This is a genomic window from Streptomyces asiaticus, from assembly GCF_018138715.1.
In the GTDB taxonomy this organism is placed as follows: domain Bacteria; phylum Actinomycetota; class Actinomycetes; order Streptomycetales; family Streptomycetaceae; genus Streptomyces; species Streptomyces asiaticus.
The window spans coordinates 8,403,269-8,422,713 of record NZ_JAGSHX010000006.1 but is presented as its reverse complement, the minus strand read 5'-3'; the positions used below and the strand labels follow the sequence as shown (position 1 = coordinate 8,422,713).

The 19,445-nt window shown below is 73.2% G+C and carries 17 protein-coding genes; 10 read left to right on the top strand and 7 right to left on the bottom strand.

What is annotated here, in order from left to right; genetic code table 11:
• Positions 1–50: 50 nt before the first annotated feature.
• A complete protein-coding gene (locus tag KHP12_RS43860) occupies positions 51–530 on the bottom strand; it encodes an NUDIX hydrolase (RefSeq protein ID WP_086880531.1) in 480 nt (159 codons plus the stop codon).
• 203 nt (positions 531–733) lie between these two features.
• On the opposite strand from KHP12_RS43860, the gene KHP12_RS43855 reads away from it, so the two are divergent.
• The gene (locus tag KHP12_RS43855) at positions 734–1,759 is read left to right on the top strand and encodes an O-antigen ligase family protein (RefSeq protein WP_244202613.1); all 1,026 of its coding nucleotides are present in this window, start codon (positions 734–736) and stop codon (positions 1,757–1,759) included.
• A gap of 119 nt (positions 1,760–1,878) precedes the next feature.
• On the opposite strand, the gene KHP12_RS43850 is transcribed toward KHP12_RS43855, so the two are convergent.
• Positions 1,879–2,436 (bottom strand): hypothetical protein, encoded by a 558-nt coding sequence (locus tag KHP12_RS43850; RefSeq protein WP_037962047.1) that lies wholly within the window; start codon positions 2,434–2,436, stop codon positions 1,879–1,881.
• 98 nt (positions 2,437–2,534) lie between these two features.
• Positions 2,535–3,329: a glutamate racemase gene (locus KHP12_RS43845; protein ID WP_086880532.1), complete on the bottom strand. Its 795-nt coding sequence runs from the start codon at positions 3,327–3,329 to the stop codon at positions 2,535–2,537.
• Positions 3,330–3,409: 80 nt separating this feature from the next.
• Between KHP12_RS43845 and KHP12_RS43840 the strand changes: the two genes are divergently transcribed.
• Entirely contained in the window at positions 3,410–4,690 is a 1,281-nt protein-coding gene (locus KHP12_RS43840; RefSeq protein WP_208652891.1) for a glycosyltransferase, read from the top strand.
• A gap of 25 nt (positions 4,691–4,715) precedes the next feature.
• On the opposite strand, the gene KHP12_RS43835 is transcribed toward KHP12_RS43840, so the two are convergent.
• Positions 4,716–6,119 carry a TerD family protein gene (locus tag KHP12_RS43835; RefSeq protein WP_210610350.1) on the bottom strand — a complete coding sequence of 468 codons (1,404 nt, stop codon included), beginning with the start codon at positions 6,117–6,119 and terminating at the stop codon, positions 4,716–4,718.
• Positions 6,120–6,356: 237 nt separating this feature from the next.
• Here KHP12_RS43835 and KHP12_RS43830 point away from each other — a divergent pair, with 237 nt between their 5' ends.
• Entirely contained in the window at positions 6,357–6,854 is a 498-nt protein-coding gene (locus KHP12_RS43830; RefSeq protein ID WP_086886285.1) for a DUF6643 family protein, read from the top strand.
• Between the two features lie 425 nt (positions 6,855–7,279).
• On the opposite strand, the gene KHP12_RS43825 is transcribed toward KHP12_RS43830, so the two are convergent.
• Entirely contained in the window at positions 7,280–7,972 is a 693-nt protein-coding gene (locus tag KHP12_RS43825; RefSeq protein ID WP_086886286.1) for a response regulator, read from the bottom strand.
• A gap of 140 nt (positions 7,973–8,112) precedes the next feature.
• Positions 8,113–8,562: a Crp/Fnr family transcriptional regulator gene (locus KHP12_RS43820; protein WP_020873493.1), complete on the bottom strand. Its 450-nt coding sequence runs from the start codon at positions 8,560–8,562 to the stop codon at positions 8,113–8,115.
• A 260-nt stretch (positions 8,563–8,822) separates the two neighbouring features.
• On the opposite strand from KHP12_RS43820, the gene KHP12_RS43815 reads away from it, so the two are divergent.
• The 5 genes from KHP12_RS43815 (at position 8,823) to KHP12_RS43795 (ending at position 15,525) form a co-directional block, all read left to right on the top strand.
• Entirely contained in the window at positions 8,823–9,248 is a 426-nt protein-coding gene (locus KHP12_RS43815) for an ATP-binding protein (RefSeq protein WP_051573807.1), read from the top strand.
• Between the two features lie 79 nt (positions 9,249–9,327).
• The gene (locus KHP12_RS43810) at positions 9,328–10,341 is read left to right on the top strand and encodes a universal stress protein (protein ID WP_210610352.1); all 1,014 of its coding nucleotides are present in this window, start codon (positions 9,328–9,330) and stop codon (positions 10,339–10,341) included.
• A 115-nt stretch (positions 10,342–10,456) separates the two neighbouring features.
• The gene (locus tag KHP12_RS43805) at positions 10,457–12,214 is read left to right on the top strand and encodes a GAF domain-containing sensor histidine kinase (protein ID WP_086879970.1); all 1,758 of its coding nucleotides are present in this window, start codon (positions 10,457–10,459) and stop codon (positions 12,212–12,214) included.
• 81 nt (positions 12,215–12,295) lie between these two features.
• Positions 12,296–12,898: an Rv1733c family protein gene (locus tag KHP12_RS43800; protein WP_086879969.1), complete on the top strand. Its 603-nt coding sequence runs from the start codon at positions 12,296–12,298 to the stop codon at positions 12,896–12,898.
• A gap of 191 nt (positions 12,899–13,089) precedes the next feature.
• A complete protein-coding gene (locus KHP12_RS43795; protein ID WP_086879968.1) occupies positions 13,090–15,525 on the top strand; it encodes a right-handed parallel beta-helix repeat-containing protein in 2,436 nt (811 codons plus the stop codon).
• Here KHP12_RS43795 and KHP12_RS43790 read toward each other — a convergent pair.
• Positions 15,495–17,876 (bottom strand): hypothetical protein, encoded by a 2,382-nt coding sequence (locus KHP12_RS43790; protein WP_244202539.1) that lies wholly within the window; start codon positions 17,874–17,876, stop codon positions 15,495–15,497. The genes KHP12_RS43795 and KHP12_RS43790 overlap by 31 nt on opposite strands.
• Positions 17,877–18,078: 202 nt before the next feature.
• Between KHP12_RS43790 and KHP12_RS43785 the strand changes: the two genes are divergently transcribed.
• Both KHP12_RS43785 and KHP12_RS43780 read left to right on the top strand, forming a co-directional pair.
• Positions 18,079–18,924: a DeoR/GlpR family DNA-binding transcription regulator gene (locus KHP12_RS43785; protein WP_020873486.1), complete on the top strand. Its 846-nt coding sequence runs from the start codon at positions 18,079–18,081 to the stop codon at positions 18,922–18,924.
• 24 nt (positions 18,925–18,948) lie between these two features.
• Positions 18,949–19,419 carry an SRPBCC family protein gene (locus KHP12_RS43780; protein WP_086879967.1) on the top strand — a complete coding sequence of 157 codons (471 nt, stop codon included), beginning with the start codon at positions 18,949–18,951 and terminating at the stop codon, positions 19,417–19,419.
• Positions 19,420–19,445 lie beyond the last annotated feature (26 nt).

Here is a 19,445-nt window from a genome sequence, read left to right as displayed (position 1 = left end):
GCACATTAGGCAGCCGTCTGGCCCGGACCGATGTGGGGGCGGCACATACTTCACTCCCCGACGATGGGCTCGAACCACGTCGGGCCGTCGTCGAGCGCCTGCTTGATCCGGGACAGGGAGAAGTCCTCCATCTCGGGCAGCGCGTCGAGTGGGAACCAGCCGACGTCCAGCGACTCGTCGTCGTTCACCCGCGCCTCGCCGCCGACCGCGCGGCAGCGGAAGCAGATGTCCACGAACTGGCACTTGTCGTCATTGGGGTAGGTCACCGGTGCCAGGGTCCGTACGAGCACGATGCGTTCGGGGACGCAGCGCACCGCGGTCTCCTCCGCGACCTCGCGTACCACCGCCGTGGCCGGCTGCTCACCGGGTTCGGGGATGCCGCAGATGATGGTCCAGCGGCCGTTGTCGGCCCGGCGGCCCAGCAGCACCCGGTCCTGGTCGTCGATGACCACGGCGCTCACGCCCGGCAGATAGAGCAGTTCATGACCGATGGAGGCCCTGAGGTCACGGATGAAGTCGGGGGTCGGCATGGGCCGAGGGTATCGGGCGCAAATGGGGGCGCGCGCGGCGGCCGCACGGCGCCCTCCACGGCGGGCGTTTCACGACCGACTCATCGTTTCTGTGCACCATATACACATTCCTTACGACAAGCGCTACGGTTTCGGGTGTCATGGCTCGCGCGACGGCCGTAAGGTCGTCGGCGCGGTGCCCGTCACGACGGGGGGTCGGCGGGATGACGTCATCAGTGGTGGAGCCGGTCGTGCAGGACCACGGCAGACCGGCCGCCGGCTGCGCCGGTGCGTCCGATGTCGCGGGGGTTCTGATCCTCGCCGGTTGCGCCGTCTGGGCGCTGATCGCGGCCATGGGGCGGCCGGCCCGCCCCGAGGGAGTCCTGCTGGCGGTGCTGGCGGTGGCCGCCGGGTACGCCTGCGGCCGGATCGCCGGATCGCTGCTGCCGGTCGCCGGGGCGGCGGCCGCCGGGCTCGCGGGGTTCGGCCTGGCCTGCACCTCGCCGTACGGGCTCAGCGGCCATGAGGGGCCGGGCGCGGCCCAGCTCACCCTGGCCACGGGCGCGCTCTGTTGCGCGGCCTGGGCCGCCCCGCGGGTCCTCCGCCCGGCGCTGTGGCTGCCGGCCGCGGCGATCACGCTGACGGCCGTGGTGGGCGGCTCGACGGTCGGTTCGGTGGCGTGCGGTGCCGTCCTGGTGTGCTCGCTCATCGCCGCCCGGCCACGACGGCGGCTGCCGGCGCTCATCGCGTGCGCGCTGATCGCGGCGGTCGCGGTCGGCGGCACCTGGGCGGTGGCCAAGGGCTCGGTCCCGGGCGGACTGCCGCCCGCCCTGCGCGCCCATCTCACCGAGCACCGGATCCGGCTGTGGCAGGACGCCGCCCGTATCGAGGAGACGGATCAGCTGCGCGGTGCGGGCCCGGACCGCTTCGGCGAGCTGAGCCCCTCGGTGGCCCAGCCACTGGGCCCGGAGGCCAAGCCGCATTCGGCGCCGCTCCAGCAGGCGGCCGGTCAGGGGCTGCCGGGGGTGGCCCTGCTGGGCGCGGCCTTCGGCTGGATGCTCCACGCCCTGTGGCGCTCACCGCGCCCCACTCCCGTGGTCCTCACGGCGGCCGCGACCCTCACGGCCCTGGCCGTCGAGTCCTGTCTGGGCAACGCCCTCAGCTTCTCCCAGATCACCGCCGGAGCGGGCCTCCTCGCCGGGCTGGCGACCGCCCGTCGCCTGGACGACGACCAGGGAGCGGTGCCATGAGATCCGGCACAGCCCGTGCGTACGCGCCCCTGAAACACGCCTACGCGCCCCCGGAAAGGGGATGCGAGGCGAAGCCCCGAAAGGGAACGCATCCCCCGAAAGAGGGGAACGGGGATCGGCTAGACCTGGGAGGTGCGGGCCGCGATCAGCCGCAGCCGGTCGCGGATGACCCGGACCGCCGCCTCGGCGTCGTCCACCGTGACCGTGAAGACGCGGCCGTCCCCGAGGCGGACCACCACGCCCTCGCCCCGGCGCACCACCACGGCGGTGCCCTTCTCGGGGCGCCAGCGGTAGCCCCAGCCGCCCCACTGACACGGGGTGACCTTACGGGCCACATCGGCGTGGACCACGTCGCTGAGCGGGATGCGGCGGCGTGGGAGCCCCATATGGCCGCAGCGGATCTCCAGCACCTCGTCGTCGACCCGCACCGCCACATGGACGAAGGCGAGGGTGCCGAAGAGCATCAGCAGCCCGGCGGCGACACAGCCGATGACGGCCATCAGGAGCGGGGCGATGCCCGAGCCCCAGGGCGAGTCGACGGCGAGGTCGACACCGAGTGCCAGGCACGCGGCGCCCGCCACGGCCAGCAGCCACTGCGCGCGATTGTGGGCCCGTCCGATCCAGACCGCGGGCGGCTGCCCGTGGGCGCTCGGCTCTCCGTGGTCGTGGTGCCTCATGGTTGGCAGCGTACTCACCTTCTGGCACCACGGCAGCGGGGCGGAGGAATCCGCTGGTGAGGAGCGTTTCGGTCAGCTCACCGCACGAGGCGTCGCGGTCAAGCGCGCGTCGGGGCGACGGGGGCCAGCTGCACGCCTTCGGCATAGGCCAGGGCGACCTCCGGCAGGGCGGCCTCGCGTCCGCTGAGGATGACGGTCAGACCGCCCGGGGTGACCGGGCCGTCCGGCGGGAACGGGTCGGCGCCGATCCGGCGCAGGGCCTGGGCGGCGACGGCTCCGGCCGAGCCGTGGAGGACGATCGGCGGCGCGTCCGGCTGCTGCACGGCCGTCCGGATGCGGTCGGCGACGAGTTCGTAATGGGTGCAGCCCAGGACGACGGTCGTGACATCGCGCGGGGTGCGGGCCGCCGCGGCGGCCACCGCGGCGTCGATCCCCTCGTTGTCGGCGTGCTGTACCGCGTCGGCGAGCCCCGGGCACGGCACCTCGGTCACCTCGACGCCGCCCGCGAAGTCACGGATCAGTCCGCGCTGGTACGGGCTGCCCGTGGTGGCCGGGGTGGCCCAGATCGCGATCGGCCCTCCCCCGGCCGCCGCGGGCTTGATGGCGGGCACGGTGCCGATGACCGGCAGCCCGGGCTCCAGCTCGGCGCGCAGCGCGGGCAGGGCGTGGACGGATGCGGTGTTGCAGGCGACGATCAGCGCGGCGGGGCGGTGCGCGGCGGCGGCCCGGGCGCAGCCCAGGGCCAGCCCGGTGACGCCCTCGGGGGTGCGCGGGCCCCACGGCATGGTGGCGGGGTCGGAGGAGAGGACGAGATCGACGTCCGGTCGCAGTCGGCGCATCGCGGCGGCGGTGGGCAACAACCCGATTCCGGAGTCCATAAGCGCGATCTTCACCCGGTCACTTTAATGGATCGGTCCCGTGCGCCCGTCGGCCGGGCACACCTTCGGGCAGACTTCGGCGGGTGAGCGCGCTGATGTGGATCGCCGCCGGGTCGTTGGCCGCATGGCTGTGGCTTCTGCTGGGCCAGGGCTTCTTCTGGCGTACGGACGTAACGCTGCCCCGGACGGATCCGGACGGCTCGGGACCGCCGGAGCCGGACGGGTTCGGGCCGCCGGAGCCCGCGATATGGCCCTCGGTGGCCGTCGTGGTGCCCGCCCGGGACGAGTCCGCGGTGCTCCCGGCCAGCCTGCCCTCGCTGCTCGCCCAGGACTATCCGGGGCCGGCGGAGATCTTCCTGATCGACGACGGCAGCTCGGACGGCACCGGAAAGCTGGCCCGTGAACTGGCCGACGAGCACGGCGGACTGCCGCTGACCGTCGACTCCCCCGGCGAGCCGGGCCCCGGCTGGACCGGCAAGCTGTGGGCGGTGCGGCACGGCATGGCGCTCGCCACGACCCGCCTCGCCGCGGACCGTGGGGACGCGGACGGTGCGGACCGTAAGGACGCGGACGGCCGGGACGCGGACCGTAAGGACGACGGAGGCGTGGACTACCTGCTGCTGACGGACGCGGACATCGCCCATGAGCCGGACTCCCTGCGGGAGTTGGTGCGCGCGGCCGAGACGAACGGACTGGATCTGGTCTCCCAGATGGCGCGGCTGCGGGTGGTGACCTACTGGGAGCGGCTGATCGTGCCCGCCTTTGTCTACTTCTTCGCACAGCTGTACCCCTTTCGGTGGGTCAACCGGTCCCGGGGGCGCACCGCGGCGGCCGCGGGCGGCTGTGTGCTGCTGCGCCGGGAGGCGGCCGAGCGGGCCGGGGTCCCGGAGGCGATCCGGCAGGCGGTCATCGACGACGTGGCGCTGGCCCGCACGGTGAAACGGTCCGGCGGACGGATCTGGCTGGGGCTGGCCGACCGGGTCGACAGCGTGCGGCCGTATCCACGGCTGGGCGAGCTGTGGCGGATGGTCTCGCGCAGCGCGTACACCCAGCTGCGCCACAACCCGCTGCTGTTGCTGCTGACGGTCGCGGGACTGGCGGTGGTGTATCTCGTGCCGCCCGCGGCCGTGGTCGCCGGGGTGCTGACGGGGCGTCCCGCGCCGCTGACCCTGGGCGCCGCCGCCTGGGCGCTGATGGCGGGCAGCTACATCCCGATGCTGCGCTACTACCGGCAGACGCTGTGGCTGGCGCCGCTGCTGCCCCTGACGGCCCTTCTCTATCTGCTGATGACCGTGGACTCGGCGGTGCGGCACCACCTCGGACAGGGCGCGGCCTGGAAGGGGCGCACGTACGCCCGCCCCAGCGCCGCACCCTGACGGCCACGCCCCGTGCACCGGGGTTTCACTTGCGGCCGGGGGTCCAGTTCATGCCCCAGCCGTAGGCGTGGTCGAGGGTGCGCTGCGGGCTGGTGCCGCGCTGCGGCACCAGATAGCGGGCCTCGCGCTGCACGACGAGCTCGCCGCCGGTGTTGGTGATGAGCGCGAGGGCGCAGACCGGGGACGGGACGGTGCACTCGTCGAGCGAGAAGTCGATCGGGGCGCCGAACTGCGGTTGCAGGGTGACCGTGGCGTGGAGGTTGGCGAAGCTGCGGGCGCCCTCGTAGATGGTCACGAAGACCAGGATCCGGCGGAACAGCTTCTGCTGGTCCAGGTTGATGGTGAGGTTCTCACCGGTCGCCCGGGCACCGGTCCGGTCGTCGGCGTCCAGGTGGATGAAGGGCGGCTGGTGCAGGGAGCCGAAGGAGTTGCCGAGCGCCTGGACCACGCCCTTGCTGCCGTCGGCGAGTTCGAACAGCGCCCCCAGGTCGAGATCGAGGTCGCTGTGCATGGCCATGGCCCGGCCCAGCTTGGAGGCCCACCCCGAGAACTGCTTGTGCACCTGCCAGTTGAGGTTGATCCGCATGGTGCCGGAGGTGCCGCCCTGCTTGGTCAGCGAGACCGAGGGGGCCTCCTTCGTCAGGGTGACCTTGCTGAGGCTCACCGGCGCCGCGGCGGGCGCGGGGGCCGGGGTGGCCGGTGCGGTGGGCGGGGGCGGCGGCAGGGGCGTGGAGACGGCGGTGGGCGTCGGGGGCGGGTACGCCCCGGCGGGCGGGCCGGACGGCGGCGCGGGGGCGGCGGGCGGCGCCGGGGCGGCGTACGGGTTCTGGGCCGCGTACGGGTTCTGCCCGGCGTTCGGCGGGGCGGCGGGGGCCGGAGCCGGGGCGGCGGGCTGAGCCGGCGTCTGCTGCGGCTCGTCGACCGAGATGCCGAAGTCCGTGGCGAGCCCCGCGAGACCGCTCTGGTAGCCCTGTCCCACCGCGCGGAACTTCCAGGCGCCCTGCCTGCGGTACAGCTCGCCGAGGACGAAGGCGGTCTCGACGGTGGCGTCCTCGCTGTCGAAGCGGGCGATCTCCGCGCCGCCCGCCGCGTTCAGCACCCGGATGTGCAGACCGGGGACCTGGCTGAACGTTCCGCCATCGGCCGAGGCCGCGAGGACCACGGTGTCGACGGCGGGCTCGACCCGGGCGAGGTCCACCGAAAGGGTGTCGGTCACCGTGTCACCCGCGGTCCGCTTCCCCTCGTGGCGCACCGCGCCGGAGGAGTGCGCCGCCTGGTTGTAGAACACGAAGTCCCCGTCGGACCTGACCTTTCCGGACACCAGCAACAGCGCCGAGGCATCCACGTCTGGCGCCCCCGGTCCGGCGCGCCAGCCCAGCTCGATCCGCACGGCGTCAGCCGGTACTGGCGTGTTACCGCCCTTGCGCATCGCCATTTCCGTCCCCCTGCCTTTCTGTTCACTCGGATCGGGCCGCTCGGCCGTCGCACAGCACGGACGACGGGTGGCTACCCGCTGAAAACGCGCTCTTTACACGATCTCAACGTACCCTGACGACCGATTTTCCCGGGTTCGCTCGTATTGGGGATCCACGGCCACTCCGAACACTGAAAACAACCCTCCTACCGGACTCCCCAATCAGCACATGGTGGGCTTAACTTATGGTCTATGACCTCCCCCCGCAGCACTTACGGTGGCGGCTACTACTCCTCGCCGTCCTTCCCGGACACCCCCATCTACGACAGTCTTGTCGCCGAGCGGGGGACACCGCAGATCGCGCCCATCAGGGTGCCGTCGGCCTATGACACCGGAAGTCATCTTCCGGCGCTGCCCTCGGCGCTCCCCGCGCTGCCGGCCGCCCCCTCCCCGCAGCCCATGCACCAGGGGTACCAGCAGCAGGCGCCGCAGCCCACCGGCCTACAGCAGGCGCACTCGCCCTACATCCCGCCGCAGCCGACGGGACCGCGGGGCTACCCGGGCGCCCAGCAGCCGCAGATGCAGCGCCCCGCGCCGGCCTCGCCGATGGGGTACGAGGCGATGCGCCCGGCCATGACGCGTCCGGTCGCGCCTCGCCCGGCGGCACCCGCCCCCTCTCCGTATGACGACCCTTACGGCCGTCAGCAGTACCCGGGCGGCCGGGCGCCGCAGCCGGGAGGCGGCTACTGACACACGTCGGGAGGTGATGCGACCGGGCTGTGCCCGGTCGCGGGAAGGTCCGGGCCGGATGGGGTGTCCCCGTCCGGCCCCTGATTTGTTGTGAGGGCCGTCCGCGCCCGATATATGAGGGCCGTTCGGCCCCTACCCGGCGACGGGGCGCACCGCGATGCTGGACCGAACAGTTCCGCGAGCCAACTCCGCCACCGGGGTGGGCCGGGCTCTCACTCCACTGCGGTGATGAGCATGTCGACCGGTCCCGCCCCGCTCGGCGTGGGGCGCGGGGCCGGTAGGGGACCGGTCTCGCGCTCCACGCGAAACACACGCGGCCGCCGTGGATGGCGGCCACCGCTATCGTGGCGGCCACCACCGTCCATGGCGGCGACCGTAAGGGCGTCATCCGGACCGGATACCCGCACCGGGCATCGCCCACGGGCTCACTGACCCGCTTCGCGCTCCTTGATCCGCTCGGCGATCACCGCGGCCTGGATGCGCCGCCCCACGCCCAGCTTGGACAGGATCGAGGAGATGCGGTTCTTGACGGTCTTCTCGGCCAGGAACAGCCGCTCGGCGATCTGCCTGTTGGTCAGTCCGTCGCCGATGAGCTGGAGGATCTCCCGCTCCCGCGGGGACAGCTTCTCCAGTTCCACGGGCCCGCTGGGCGCGGGGCCGCGCAGCCGGGCCATCACCCGGGAGGTGGCGCCGGGGTCGAGCATGGAGCGGCCTTCGGCCACCGTGCGCACCGCCGACACCAGGTCGGACCCGTTGATCTGCTTGAGCACATAGCCCGCGGCCCCGGCCATGATGGCGTCGAACAGCGCCTCGTCGTCGTCGAAGGACGTCAGCATCAGACAGGCGAGGTCGGGGAGCCGGGCCCGCAACTCCCGGCAGACCTCGATCCCTTCGTGGTCCCCGCCCTCGCCCGAGGAGCCGAGCCGTACGTCGAGCACCGCGACGTGTGGCCGTACGGCGGGGGCGCGGGCGATGGCCTCGCGGGCGTTGGCCGCCTCGCCGACCACCTTCAGATCGGATTCGGCGTCGAGCAGATCACGCAGTCCGCGCCGCACCACCTCGTGGTCGTCGAGCAGAAAGACCCCGATGGGGCCGTCGGGGTCGACTGTCTGGGGCACGGCCTCTCCTCCATGGCGCGCGGGTCGCCGGTCGCGATCCGGCTGCCCAGCTTCACGTTCTGGCGCGGGGAAGCGTAAGGGGCCATTCGGCCCCCGGGCCGCCCGCCGCACCCTCCGGCCCGGTCATGGCGAGGGCCCGGTCATGGCGAGATTCCACCCGCGTAGGGCCCGTACAGATCCAGCAGCCGGGTGCGGGCGCTCTGGAGCCGGCGTCCGATCACCTGAGCGCAGGCCAACGCGAGGGCGTAGCCGAGTTCCGGGTCCTCGTCGCACAGCCGGCGCACCGCCTCGGCGTTGAACTCGTGTGCGCGCACCGGGCTGAGCGCCTCCGCGCCCAGGTGCCAGGTGTCCGGCGGGAAGAGCCAGGACCAGCCGATGAGCTCTCCGGGGCCGAGGGTCTCGATCACCGCGGCCCGCCGCCCCGGGACATGCAGATCGAGGGTGACCGCGCCGGTGCGGATGATCCAGAAACGGTCGGCCTTACGGCCTTCCTCGAAGATGCGGCCGCCCGAGGGGAAGGACACATCGTGGGCGAGCGCCATCAGCCGCTCACGGTGTTCGGTCTTCAGCGCGCTCAGCAGTCCCATCATGACCTCACTCTGCCGTCTCCTCTCCCCCCTCGCCCCTCGGCGGTCTCTGAGCGGGCGAGCTGTGGATACGAGAGACAGCCGATCCGAAGCGATACACCGTCGATCGGGTATCGCTTCACCCTTACCCATTTTCGGTCACGTTTCCGATATGACATGTCATTCGTGGTCGTCGTGACCAATGAGAGGCCGCTCCCCGTACCCTCGGCTGCTTCACCGACCCTGTGTTGTCGCTCGTACTCGTCACCAAACGGGAGGCACTGGTGCTAGCCGACCCTCGTCGTCGGTCCGCCGATCGAGCCGGAGAACACCTGCTCCACCGTCATTTCACCGCCGATGAGCTGCCCCGGCTGCGGGTGCAGGTCGAGGAGTGCGCGGCCTGGGCCGGGCTCAGCGAGACCCGCCGCGGGGACTTCGTGCTGGCCGTGGACGAGATCGCCAACAACGCCATCGAGCACGCGGGCGGCACCGGATCCCTGCTGCTGCGGCGGATCGGCGACGAGCTGGAGTGCCGGATCAGCGACTCCGGCCCCGGCTTCTCCGAGGACGTCATCCCGCGGATCCTGCCGGGGCTGGACGGCGCGACCAGCGGCCGCGGCCTGTGGCTGACCCAGCTGGTCACCGACCGGCTGGTGATCAGCGCGGGGGCGGTGGGCGCCGTGGTGACACTGGCCATGCGGCTGCGCTGAGTGAGCCGCCGGACTCCCTCGGCGACCGCTTCGGCGGGACAATGGGAAGGGACATTTCCAGGTGCCGGCAGGAGAGGCGGTGGGCACGGTGGAGCTTCCCGTGGTCGTCGGGGTCGACGGTTCGGACGCCGCCTCGGACGCACTGGACTGGGCGGCCGAGATGGCCGGGCGCCGCGGGCTGCCGCTGCGCGTCGTCCACGCCTCGCTGTGGGAGCGGTACGAGGGCTACATCCCCGGAACGACCGCCGACCGCCCCGCCGAGCGGCTGCACAGCGAGGCGGTGCTGGCCGCCGCGGCCGAGCGGGCCGGGCGGCGGGTGCCGACCCTGAAGGTGATGACCGATCTGGCGGCGGACGACGCGGTCACCGCCCTGCTGCGCGCCGGGAAGAGCGCCGAGGCGCTGGTGGTCGGCTCGCGCGGCCGCGGCGAGTTCGCCTCGCTGCTGCTCGGCTCGGTCGGGCTGGGCATCGCGGCTCGCGCCCAGTGCCCGGTGGTCGTGGTGCGCGGCCGCCCGGAGAACGTGCGCGGCGGGATGAACCGGGTGGTGGTGGGGATCGCCGAGCGCGAGCGCCCGGGCGAGCAGGAGCCCGCGCCGCCCTCCGCCGCCGTGGCGTTCGCCCTCCGCGAGGCGCGGCTGCGCGGCGTCGAGCTGGAGGCCGTGCACGCCTGGCGCTGTGCGGGCCCCGAGGACCACGCGAGGCCCGGGAACCACGGCGGGCCCGGGAACCACGTCGGGCGCGGGGGCCACGGTGCGCACGAGGAGCGGGGGGCGAGTGAGGCGCAGGGGGGACGTGCGACGCAAGGGACACGCGAGGCGCAGAGCGCGCGTGATGCGCACGAGCGGCGCGCCGCCGAGCTCCTGGACGAGGCGCTGGGCGGCGCCACGGCGGCCGGGCTGCCGCCGGTGCCGGTGGCCCACCGCCCGGTCGAGGGCTCGGCGCGCAAGGCGCTGCTGGACGCCTCCGCACACGCGGATCTGCTGGTGGTGGGGGCCCGGCGGCGGCAGGGGCACTTCGGCATGCAACTGGGGCTTGTCAACCACGCCGTGCTGCATCACGCCAAGTGCCCGGTCGCCGTGGTGCCGGTTTCCTAGGCGCCCGTCGCCCAGCGGCCCCCCGACCCTGGCCGAGTTCCTTCCATCCCCGCCACCACCGGCCCCCGCCCCGGCTACCCTGCTGGTGAGAGGGTCATGGGGGGATGGAGGCCAGGTGTCGGGCAGCGCGGATCAGGGACGCCATCCGGCCCTCCCCCAGCTCCGGCTCGACCAACTCCTCGACGAGCTCCAGGCGCGGCTGGACGCGGCCCGGTCCACCCAGGACCGGATGCACAGCCTCCTGGAGGCCGTGCTCAGCGTGGGCCGCGAGCTGGACCTGGAGCAGGTGCTGCGCCGGATCGTGGAGTCCGCGGTGGTGCTGGCCGACGCGGAGTACGGCGCGCTGGGCGTGGTCGACCGGCATCGGCTCTCGCAGTTCCTGCCGGTGGGCATGTCCGAGGAACAGGCGCACCGCATCGGCCCGTTGCCCAGTGGCCATGGGCTGCTCGGCGAGCTGATCCGCCACCCCCAGCCGCTGCGGCTCACCGATCTGTCCGAGCATCCGGCCAGCTACGGCTTCCCCGAGCACCATCCCCCGATGCGCTCGTTCCTGGGCGTGCCGATCCGGGTCCGTGACGAGGTCTTCGGGAACCTCTATCTGACCGAGAAGCGCGGCGGGGCCCAGTTCGACGCCGATGACGAGGCGGTGCTGACCACCTTGTCGGTCGCCGCCGGGGTGGCCATCGACAATGCCCGGCTGTACCACGAGAGCCGGCGCCGTGAGCAGTGGCTGGAAGCGCTCGGCGTCATCACCCGTACGCTGCTGGCGGGCACCTCGGCGGGCGAGGTGCTGAGTCTGATCGCCCGGCTCGCCCTCCAGGTGGCCCTGGCCGACTCGGCGGCGATCCTGCTGCCGGCCACCGGCACGGACTCGCTGATGGTCGAGGTGGCCGAGGGGCATGACGCCGAGCTCATCGGCGGGCTCGTGGTGCCGTCCGACGGCTCGCTGGCCGGGCTCGCGGCCCGCACCGGGCGCCCCGCGGTCGCCTCGGACGTACGGGTGGACTCGCGGGCCCGGTCCTGGCCGCTACCGGCTCCGGAGAGCGAGTTCGGCCCGGTGGTGGCCGTACCGCTGGTCGCGGGCGAGCGGGCCTCCGGTGCGCTGCGGCTGTGCCGGCTGGCCGGGCGGCAGCCGTTCGACGACCACGAGGTGGAGCTGCTCTCGGGGTTCGCGGCGCAGGCGGCCCTGGCTCTGGAACTGGCCCGGCACCGCGCCGAGTCCGAGCACATGGCGCTGCTCCAGGACCGGGACCGGATCGCCCGGGACCTTCACGATCTGGCCATTCAGCGGCTCTTCGCGACCGGGCTCACCCTCCAGAGCGCGGGCCGGCTGATCGAGCGCCCGGAGGCGGCCGAGCGGGTGGGGCGGGCCGTCGACGACCTGGACGAGACCATCAAGATCATCCGTTCCACGATCTTCGCGCTGCGTACGGTCGGGGACGACGGCGGCGAACCCGCCACGCTGCGGCGCCGGTTGGTCAAGGCGGTCCGCTCGGCCTCGGACACCCTGGGCTTCGCGCCGTCGCTGCTGATGGACGGCCCGGTGGACACCGATGTGCCGGACGAGACCGGCGACCATGTGCTGGCGGTGCTGGCCGAGGCGCTCAGCAACACCGTGCGGCACGCCCATGCCCAGCGGGTGGAGGTTCGGCTGACCGTCGGCGCCGACGTCACCCTGGAGGTCACGGACAACGGGGTGGGCACGGGGGGCGCCGCCCCCATCGGAGGACTGATCAATATGCGGTCCCGGGCCGAACTCCTGGGCGGCACTTTGGACATCGAGGCGCCCGAGGCGGGCGGCACCCGGCTGGTCTGGTGTGTCCCCCTGCACCGCCGACGGCCCGCCGGAGCGGCGAAAGGGGTGGCCCCGTGATATTGCTCTCTCTCCACCGAATAACGCGCATATCCGGCCCGCCATGCGGTACTCACGAATGGGGAAGGGGGTATGTGATCCATGCGAATGATCTGGGGGCTGTGGCGCTGGCGGCGCAACCCGCTGCGCCGTAAGACGGACGTGATGGAGGCGTGTGCGGCGCTGATCGCCGCGGTGCTCATCCTGCTCGTCGCCCCCGCCGTCGGCTGGACGTCGGGGTCCCTGGCACACGGGGCGCTGGTGAAGGCCGCGCAGAAGCAGCGCGCCGAGCGTCATCCGCTCTCGGCCACCGTGGTCAAGGTGCTGCCGCATCCACCCATCGACTCCGACCCCGAGACCGCTTCCGCGAGAGACGCCCATCGCCGCGTCCTCGCCCACTGGACGGGGCCGGACGGCAGCAGCCACGAGGGCACGCTGGGCGCTCATCCCGGCGCTGATCCCGGTGAGCGGTTCCGGATCTGGACCGATGACCACGGTCGCCCGGTGGGCCGCCCGCTGGACACCGCGACGGCCACCACCCACGCCGTGCTGGCCGGAATCGGCGCGGCCGGGGTGACGGCGGTCCTGGTGGACGGCGCCCGGCGGCTGGTCGTATGGCGGCTCATGCGCCGGCGCTACACACAGTGGGGCATCGCCTGGGAGCGGGCCGGTCAAGACTGGGGACGGGCGGACGCCGACAGCTGACCCGTGCGAGCGGGCAACGCCCGGCCGGGAGTTGTCATACGAACACACAACTCCCCCCGTGCTCCACAGCCACGTCAACTCATGGCGCCTCGCGCACGCTACGGTGGGGCATTCCATATGCGCAGCGGCAGTCAGCAGCGGCGGTCAGGCGCGCACACCGGCAACGCACGAGGTGGGGGCACAGCAGCACCATGGCACAGGGCTCGGTCGTCCAGGTGACGCACAGCGGAACGTCGCGGTGGCGGCGCCGCACCGGAGAGTACGCCTCCCTCACGGCGGCCCTGGAGGCCGCCGGGGACGGTGATGTGCTCTCCATCTCGCCCGGCACCTACCGCGAGAATCTGGTGGTGGGCCGGGCCGTCACCCTGCGCGGGCCCGAGGGCTCGGCGCGCGGTTCGGTGCGGATCGCACCGGTGGACGGAGTCGCCCTGACGGTACGGGCCTCCGCCGTGGTCCAGGATCTGCATGTCGAGGGCCAGGACTCGGCCGCCCCCGCGCTGCTGATCGAGGACGGCACCCCGGAGCTGACGGACGTACGGGTCGCCACGCGCTCGGCGGTCGGCATCGAGGTGCGCGGCGGCGCCCGCCCGACCGTGCGGCGCTGCACCGTGGACAACCCCGCGGGCGTCGGGCTCAGCGTGCTGGACGGCGCGGGCGGGGTGTTCGAGGAGTGCGAGGTGGTGGCCGCCGGGCAGTCCGGGGTGGCGGTGCGCGGCGGCGCCCGTCCGCGCCTGGACCGCTGCCGGGTGCACCACGCCTCCGGGGCGGGGTTCTCGCTGACCGGCGAGGGCTCGTCGCTGGAGGCCGTCGGCTGTGAGGTGTACGAGATCCGGGGCGCCGGGGTGCAGGTCTCCGGGCGCGCGACCGGGATTCTGACCGACTGCCGGGTGCACCGTACGACGGGGGACGGGGTCAACCTGGACACGGACGCGGTGCTCACGCTCGCCGACTGCGAGATCCATGACATCCCGGAGAACGCGATCGACCTGAGGTCGCGTTCGGTGCTGACGCTGACCCGCTCCACGGTGCGCCGGTTCGGGCGCAACGGCCTGTCGGTGTGGGATCCGGGCACCCGGGTGGACGCCAACCAGTGCGAGCTGCACGAGAGCACCGGCGACTATCCGGCGGTGTGGGTGAGCGACGGGGCGACCGCGGTGCTCGACTCGTGCCGGGTGCGCGAGGTGCCGGACGCCCTGTTCGTCCTGGACCGGGGGTCGCGGGTCGATGTGGTCGACAGCGATCTGTCCCAGGTGCGCTCCACCGCGGTCTCGGTCAGCGACGGGGCCATCGTCCAGCTGGACGACTGCCGCATCCGGGAGGCGGCCACCGGGGCGTGGTTCCGTGACCACGGCAGCGGCGGCACGCTCGCCAACTGCACCATAGACGGTGCCGCCACCGGAGTGATCGTCACCAAGGGCGCCGATCCGACGGTCGAGCGCACCACGGTCTCCGGGCCGACGGAGGCCGGGTTCTATGTCTCCGCCGAGGGCCGGGGCACCTTCACCGGCTGCCGGGTGACCGGCAGCGGGGGGTATGGCTTCCACATCATCGACGGCTGCCGCACCACCCTGACCCGGTGCCGTACGGAGCGGTGTGCGCGCGGGGGCTACGAGTTCTCCGAGGCGGGGCCGGTCGTCGAGGACTGCACCAGCGACGAGAGCGCCACCACGGCGCTGGGCTCCCCGGGCGCGCCCGGCCAGCCCCAGATCACCGCCCCCGCCGTGGAGACCGCCTCGACGGGCGGGCTGCTGGGCGGCGTCCCGGCGCAGCGAGCCGCCCAGACCTCCGCGCCCGCCGCCGAGCCCCCGGTCGCCGTCCGCCCGTCCACGGCGGTGCTGGGCGAACTGGACGCGCTGGTCGGGCTGGAGAGCGTCAAGCGCGAGGTGCGGGCCCTCACCGACATGATCGAGGTGGGCCGGCGGCGTCAGGAGGCCGGGCTCAAGGCCGCCTCCGTCCGCCGCCATCTGGTCTTCACCGGCTCCCCCGGCACCGGTAAGACGACGGTCGCCCGGCTCTACGGGGAGATCCTGGCCTCCCTCGGGGTGCTGGAGCGCGGCCATCTGGTGGAGGTCTCCCGGGTGGACCTGGTCGGTGAGCACATCGGCTCCACGGCCATCCGCACCCAGGAGGCGTTCGACCGGGCGCGCGGCGGGGTGCTGTTCATCGACGAGGCGTACGCCCTCTCCCCGGAGGACTCCGGCCGGGACTTCGGCCGGGAGGCCATAGACACCCTGGTCAAGCTGATGGAGGACCACCGGGACTCGGTGGTGGTCATCGTCGCGGGGTACACGGCGGAGATGGAGCGCTTCCTGTCCGTCAACCCCGGTGTGGCCTCCCGTTTCTCGCGCACCATCACCTTCGGCGACTACAGCCCGGAGGAGCTGCTGCGGATCGTGGAGCAGCAGGCCGAGGAGCATGAGTACCGGATCGGCGAGGGGGCGTCGGAGGGGCTGCTGAAGTACTTCACGGCGCTTCCCAAGGGCCCGGCGTTCGGGAACGGCCGCACCGCACGGCAGACCTTCGAGGCGATGGTGGAGCGGCACGCGGGCCGGGTCGCCCAGCTGAGCGACCCGACCACGGACGACCTCACACTGCTCTATCCCGAGGACCTGCCGGAGCTCATCTGACCGGCGGCCTCCTCCGCGGGTGGCGGCGTCTGCTCCGGGAGCCGGGCCAGCAGCCCGGCCCGCTCCCGGTCGAAGGCGGGGTCGGCCTGGTAGTCGCCGTGTCCCAGGATCGGCGCGGGCAGCGGGTGTTCGGTCGTACGGCCGTAGGCCAGCGGGTCCTTGAACGCGTCGCAGTCGACCTCGGGCCCGCTGCCGTCGGGCAGCTTGATGGGGCCGCCGATCGGGTCGGTGTAGCGCCACAGATTGCGCCAGCAGCGCACCTCACCGTGGAGCGAGAGCAGCTGGGTGGGCCCGAAGTAGGCGGGGAACCAGCGCCCGTAGAGCCGCTCCAGCGGTGAGCCGTAGGTGAGCAGCGCGACCTGGCCGCGGGTGCGGTGGTCCACCTGCCAGACCGCCGCGGCGGCCAGCACACTGCCCTGGGAGTGGCCGGAGATGACCAGCCGGCCGCCGTGCCGGCGGGTCCAGGTCTCCATCCGCCAGGTCAGGTCGGGCACCGCCCGCTCGGCGTAGCACGGCGGCGCGAAGGGGTGGGCGGCGCGCGGCCAGAAGGTGCCCACGTCCCACAGGATGCCGATGGTGCGGCGGGCCGAGGGGCTGCGGTAGGCGCGACGGGCAAATGTGACCAGCATCAGGAAGGCCAGCCCCATCAGCCAGGAGCCCAGCGCCTGCGCCGTCTGGGCGGCGGCGTCCACGGCCCCGGGCGCGCCGTCGGCGGCCCGCCCCGGCACCTCGTCGGTGACCCAGGCCGCGGTGACGGCCAGGGCGCCGAACAGCAGGGTCAGCAGCGCGACCGGGCCGACGATCCAGGGGGCGGAGTCGGTGAGGCCCGCGCGGGCGATCGTGGCCGCGATCCGCCGGGTGCGTACGGCGTCGGGCCGCTCCCCCGGATAGCCGTCCATGATGGTCGGCAGCAGCCGGTTGCGCACCCGCCACACCCTTACGGTGAAGATCACCAACAGGACGACCAGGACCAGCAGCAGGGCGGGGATGGCGGTGGCCAGCCAGGTCAGCAGCACCGGAGGCGCTATCCCGGGCCCCTCACCCGGGGTGCCGCCGCCGTCCAGCCAGTCGGCGAAGCGCTGGGCGACACCGCCCGCGAGCACCGCCCCGAGCCCGCAGGCGAGCACGGCGACGGCGGGCCCGGCGAGCCCGTACAGCGGGGTGCGGCCGGGCGCCGCCCGGTGCAGGACCAGGGCGCACACCGCCATGGTCACGATCAGCGCGCCCTCCCCGATGGCGATGGCGCAGAACGCCTTGTTGCCCGGCAGCTGGTCGGTGGAGGCCCAGCCGGGGCGGGACCAGCCGGCGTACAGGACGGAGAGCGCCAGCACCGCGAGGGCGGCGCCGGGCAGCGCGGTGATGGTGAGGCGGTCCAGCTCCCCGTCGACCTTGGACTCGCTGCGGCCGCGGTGGCACACCACGGCCACCACCGTGACCGCGCCCGCGCAGAGCAGCGTCAGCAGCGCCCAGCCCGCGGTGTCCTGAAGCCCGCCGCCGCCCGGCTCGCGGTCATAGGTGGTGGTGGGCAGGATCAGGCCCGCCGCGATGGTGAGGAAGCCCGCAGCGGTGTGCGCGGCGCGCAGCCGGGCGACGATCCTGCGGCCGTACCAGAAGCCGGGCAGGCACAGCGCGGGGCGGTTGCCCGCCTCGGGCGCGGACTCGTCGACGGGGCGCTCCAGCGGCGGGGAGGCCTCGTACGCGCTCCAGGTGCGGTTGGACAGGTACCACAGCAGTCCGGTGAGCGCGCCGGGCAGCACCGCGGCGAGCGCGAGCCTGCGGCCGGGCTGGCTCCACCAGCCGTGGTTCTCCGGGGACAGGAAGCCGAGCCAGGACTTCCCCCCGGCGCAGTCGGCCGAACCGGCGCACTGCCAGGCGACCAGGTCCAGGGCCACCTCGCAGGCCCCGGCGATCAGCAGCACGGTCAGGGTGAGCGCCACGAGCCGGACGAGCAGGCCGTAGGTGCGCACGGTCCGCTCGCGCCGGTCGGCCGGGGGCCGCATCCAGTGGGCGAGGTTGGCGACCATGAACGGCAGTAAGAGCAGCCACAGGGCCCGGGAGCTGTTGCCCGAGGTGAGGTTGCACCAGACGTACGCCTCGCGGATCGGGCCGTCACGGTCCGGGCCCTCGCGGTCCTCCGGCGGGCGCTGCTCGGCGTCGATGTCGTCCGCCCTGCGGTAGACCGCCGCGGTCTCGTCGCCGGTGACCAGGCCGGTGCGCGGATCGCCCAGCATCTCCGCGGGGGTGGTGCCGCCCACTCCGTGCACGAGGAGTTCCAGATCGGGTGGTGGCGCCCCGCCCTTGCGGGCTGTTTTCGCGTGTTCCGACGCGTCGGCCGGTGTGTCCGTACGCATGGTCGATGGCACCGTGTCCCCCGATCCGGTGTGGTGCGGTCGTTCTGGCTCCAGGATTGTGCCCATCGGCCACCTTCCCCGACCCTGACACGGCGGGCGTGCCGAAATCGTAACCCTGGGTGCACCGGCACTCCGCTGTCTTCGCCTCATGCGAAGATGAACGCGCGGGCGACGAGGGCCGACCGGAGGGAGACGTGGCAGGGTGAGCGACAACCAGAACCTGCTCGCGGAGCAGCGGCGTGCCCTGATTCTCGATGAGGTCAGGCGGCGCGGCGGGGTCCGGGTGAACGAGCTGACGCGCAAGCTCAATGTCTCGGACATGACGGTTCGTCGCGATCTCGACGCGCTGGCCAGGCTGGGCGTCGTGGAGAAGGTGCACGGCGGGGCCGTGCCGGTGGCCGAGGCGAGCACGTACGAGCCCGGGTTCGAGGCCAAGTCGGGCCTCGAGCTGAGCGCCAAGGAGGACATCGCCAAGGCGGCGGCCGCGATGGCCACGCCGGGCACCGCGATCGCCCTGGCCGGGGGCACCACGGCCTTCGCACTGGCCCAGCAGCTGCTGGAGGTGCCGGATCTGACCGTGGTCACGAACTCGGTCCGGGTGGCCGATGTGTTCTACAACGCCCAGCGGTCGGCGGCGCTCGGCGGGGTGGGCCCGCGCCCGGGCGCGGCCACCGTCGTGCTCACCGGCGGGGTGCGGACGCCGTCGGACACGCTGGTGGGGCCGGTCGCGGACGCGGCGGTGCGCTCGCTCCACTTCGATGTGCTCTTCCTCGGGGTGCACGGCATATCGGTGGAGGCGGGTCTGTCGACGCCGAATCTCGCGGAGGCGGAGACCAACCGCCACTTCGTCAGGGCCGCGCGCCGGGTGGTGGTGGTCGCGGACCACACCAAGTGGGGCACGGTGGGGCTGAGTTCCTTCGCCTCGCTGGACCAGGTGGACGCGCTGGTCACGGACCCGGGGCTGCCGGAGGAGGCGCGGGCGGAGATCTCCGAGTATCTGCCGGAGCTGGTGGTGGCGGGCGAGCCGGTCCGCACCGCAGACATCTGACACCCCGACAGTTATCGTGTGTCCATGACACACCGGTTGCGTTCCGTCGGACTGGAGTACGCCGAGACCGCCCCGGTGCGGCTCGTCTTCGTCGCCAAGGTCTCGGCCGCTCCGGAGGCGGTGTTCGAGGCGTTCACCGACGTCGAGGGCTGGCCGCGGTGGTTCCGGCAGGTGAAGGACGCCCGCTCCACGGACGGCGGCAAGGGCAGGGAGATCCGCCTCATGGGCGGCACCCGCTTCCGCGAGACGGTCATGGCGGCGGATCCGCACGAGCGCTACGCCTACCGCGTCGACGAGACCAACGTACCGGGGCTGCGGGCCCTGCTGGAGGAGTGGACACTGCGGCCGTCGGACGGCGGTACCGTGGTGCGCTATGTCTTCGCGGTGGACGGCACGGCGGTGCTGCGCGGTGCCGTACGGGCGATGCGGCCGGGTCTGCGGCGCGCGTTCCACCAGGCGGTGCGGAACCTGGACCGGATGGTGGCGGCGGCCTGACGACGGCCGTAAGGGCGAGGCGGCGA

Bases quoted from the DNA above. Each gene is read 5' to 3' on its own strand.
- KHP12_RS43860 (WP_086880531.1), bottom strand. From the start codon at position 530: ATGCCGACCCCCGACTTCATCCGTGACCTCAGGGCCTCCATCGGTCAT.
- KHP12_RS43855 (WP_244202613.1), top strand. From the start codon at position 734: ATGACGTCATCAGTGGTGGAGCCGGTCGTGCAGGACCACGGCAGACCG.
- KHP12_RS43850 (WP_037962047.1), bottom strand. From the start codon at position 2,436: ATGAGGCACCACGACCACGGAGAGCCGAGCGCCCACGGGCAGCCGCCC.
- KHP12_RS43840 (WP_208652891.1), top strand. From the start codon at position 3,410: ATGTGGATCGCCGCCGGGTCGTTGGCCGCATGGCTGTGGCTTCTGCTG.
- KHP12_RS43835 (WP_210610350.1), bottom strand. From the start codon at position 6,119: ATGCGCAAGGGCGGTAACACGCCAGTACCGGCTGACGCCGTGCGGATC.
- KHP12_RS43830 (WP_086886285.1), top strand. From the start codon at position 6,357: ATGACCTCCCCCCGCAGCACTTACGGTGGCGGCTACTACTCCTCGCCG.
- KHP12_RS43820 (WP_020873493.1), bottom strand. From the start codon at position 8,562: ATGATGGGACTGCTGAGCGCGCTGAAGACCGAACACCGTGAGCGGCTG.
- KHP12_RS43800 (WP_086879969.1), top strand. From the start codon at position 12,296: ATGCGAATGATCTGGGGGCTGTGGCGCTGGCGGCGCAACCCGCTGCGC.
- KHP12_RS43795 (WP_086879968.1), top strand. From the start codon at position 13,090: ATGGCACAGGGCTCGGTCGTCCAGGTGACGCACAGCGGAACGTCGCGG.
- KHP12_RS43790 (WP_244202539.1), bottom strand. From the start codon at position 17,876: ATGCGTACGGACACACCGGCCGACGCGTCGGAACACGCGAAAACAGCC.
- KHP12_RS43780 (WP_086879967.1), top strand. From the start codon at position 18,949: ATGACACACCGGTTGCGTTCCGTCGGACTGGAGTACGCCGAGACCGCC.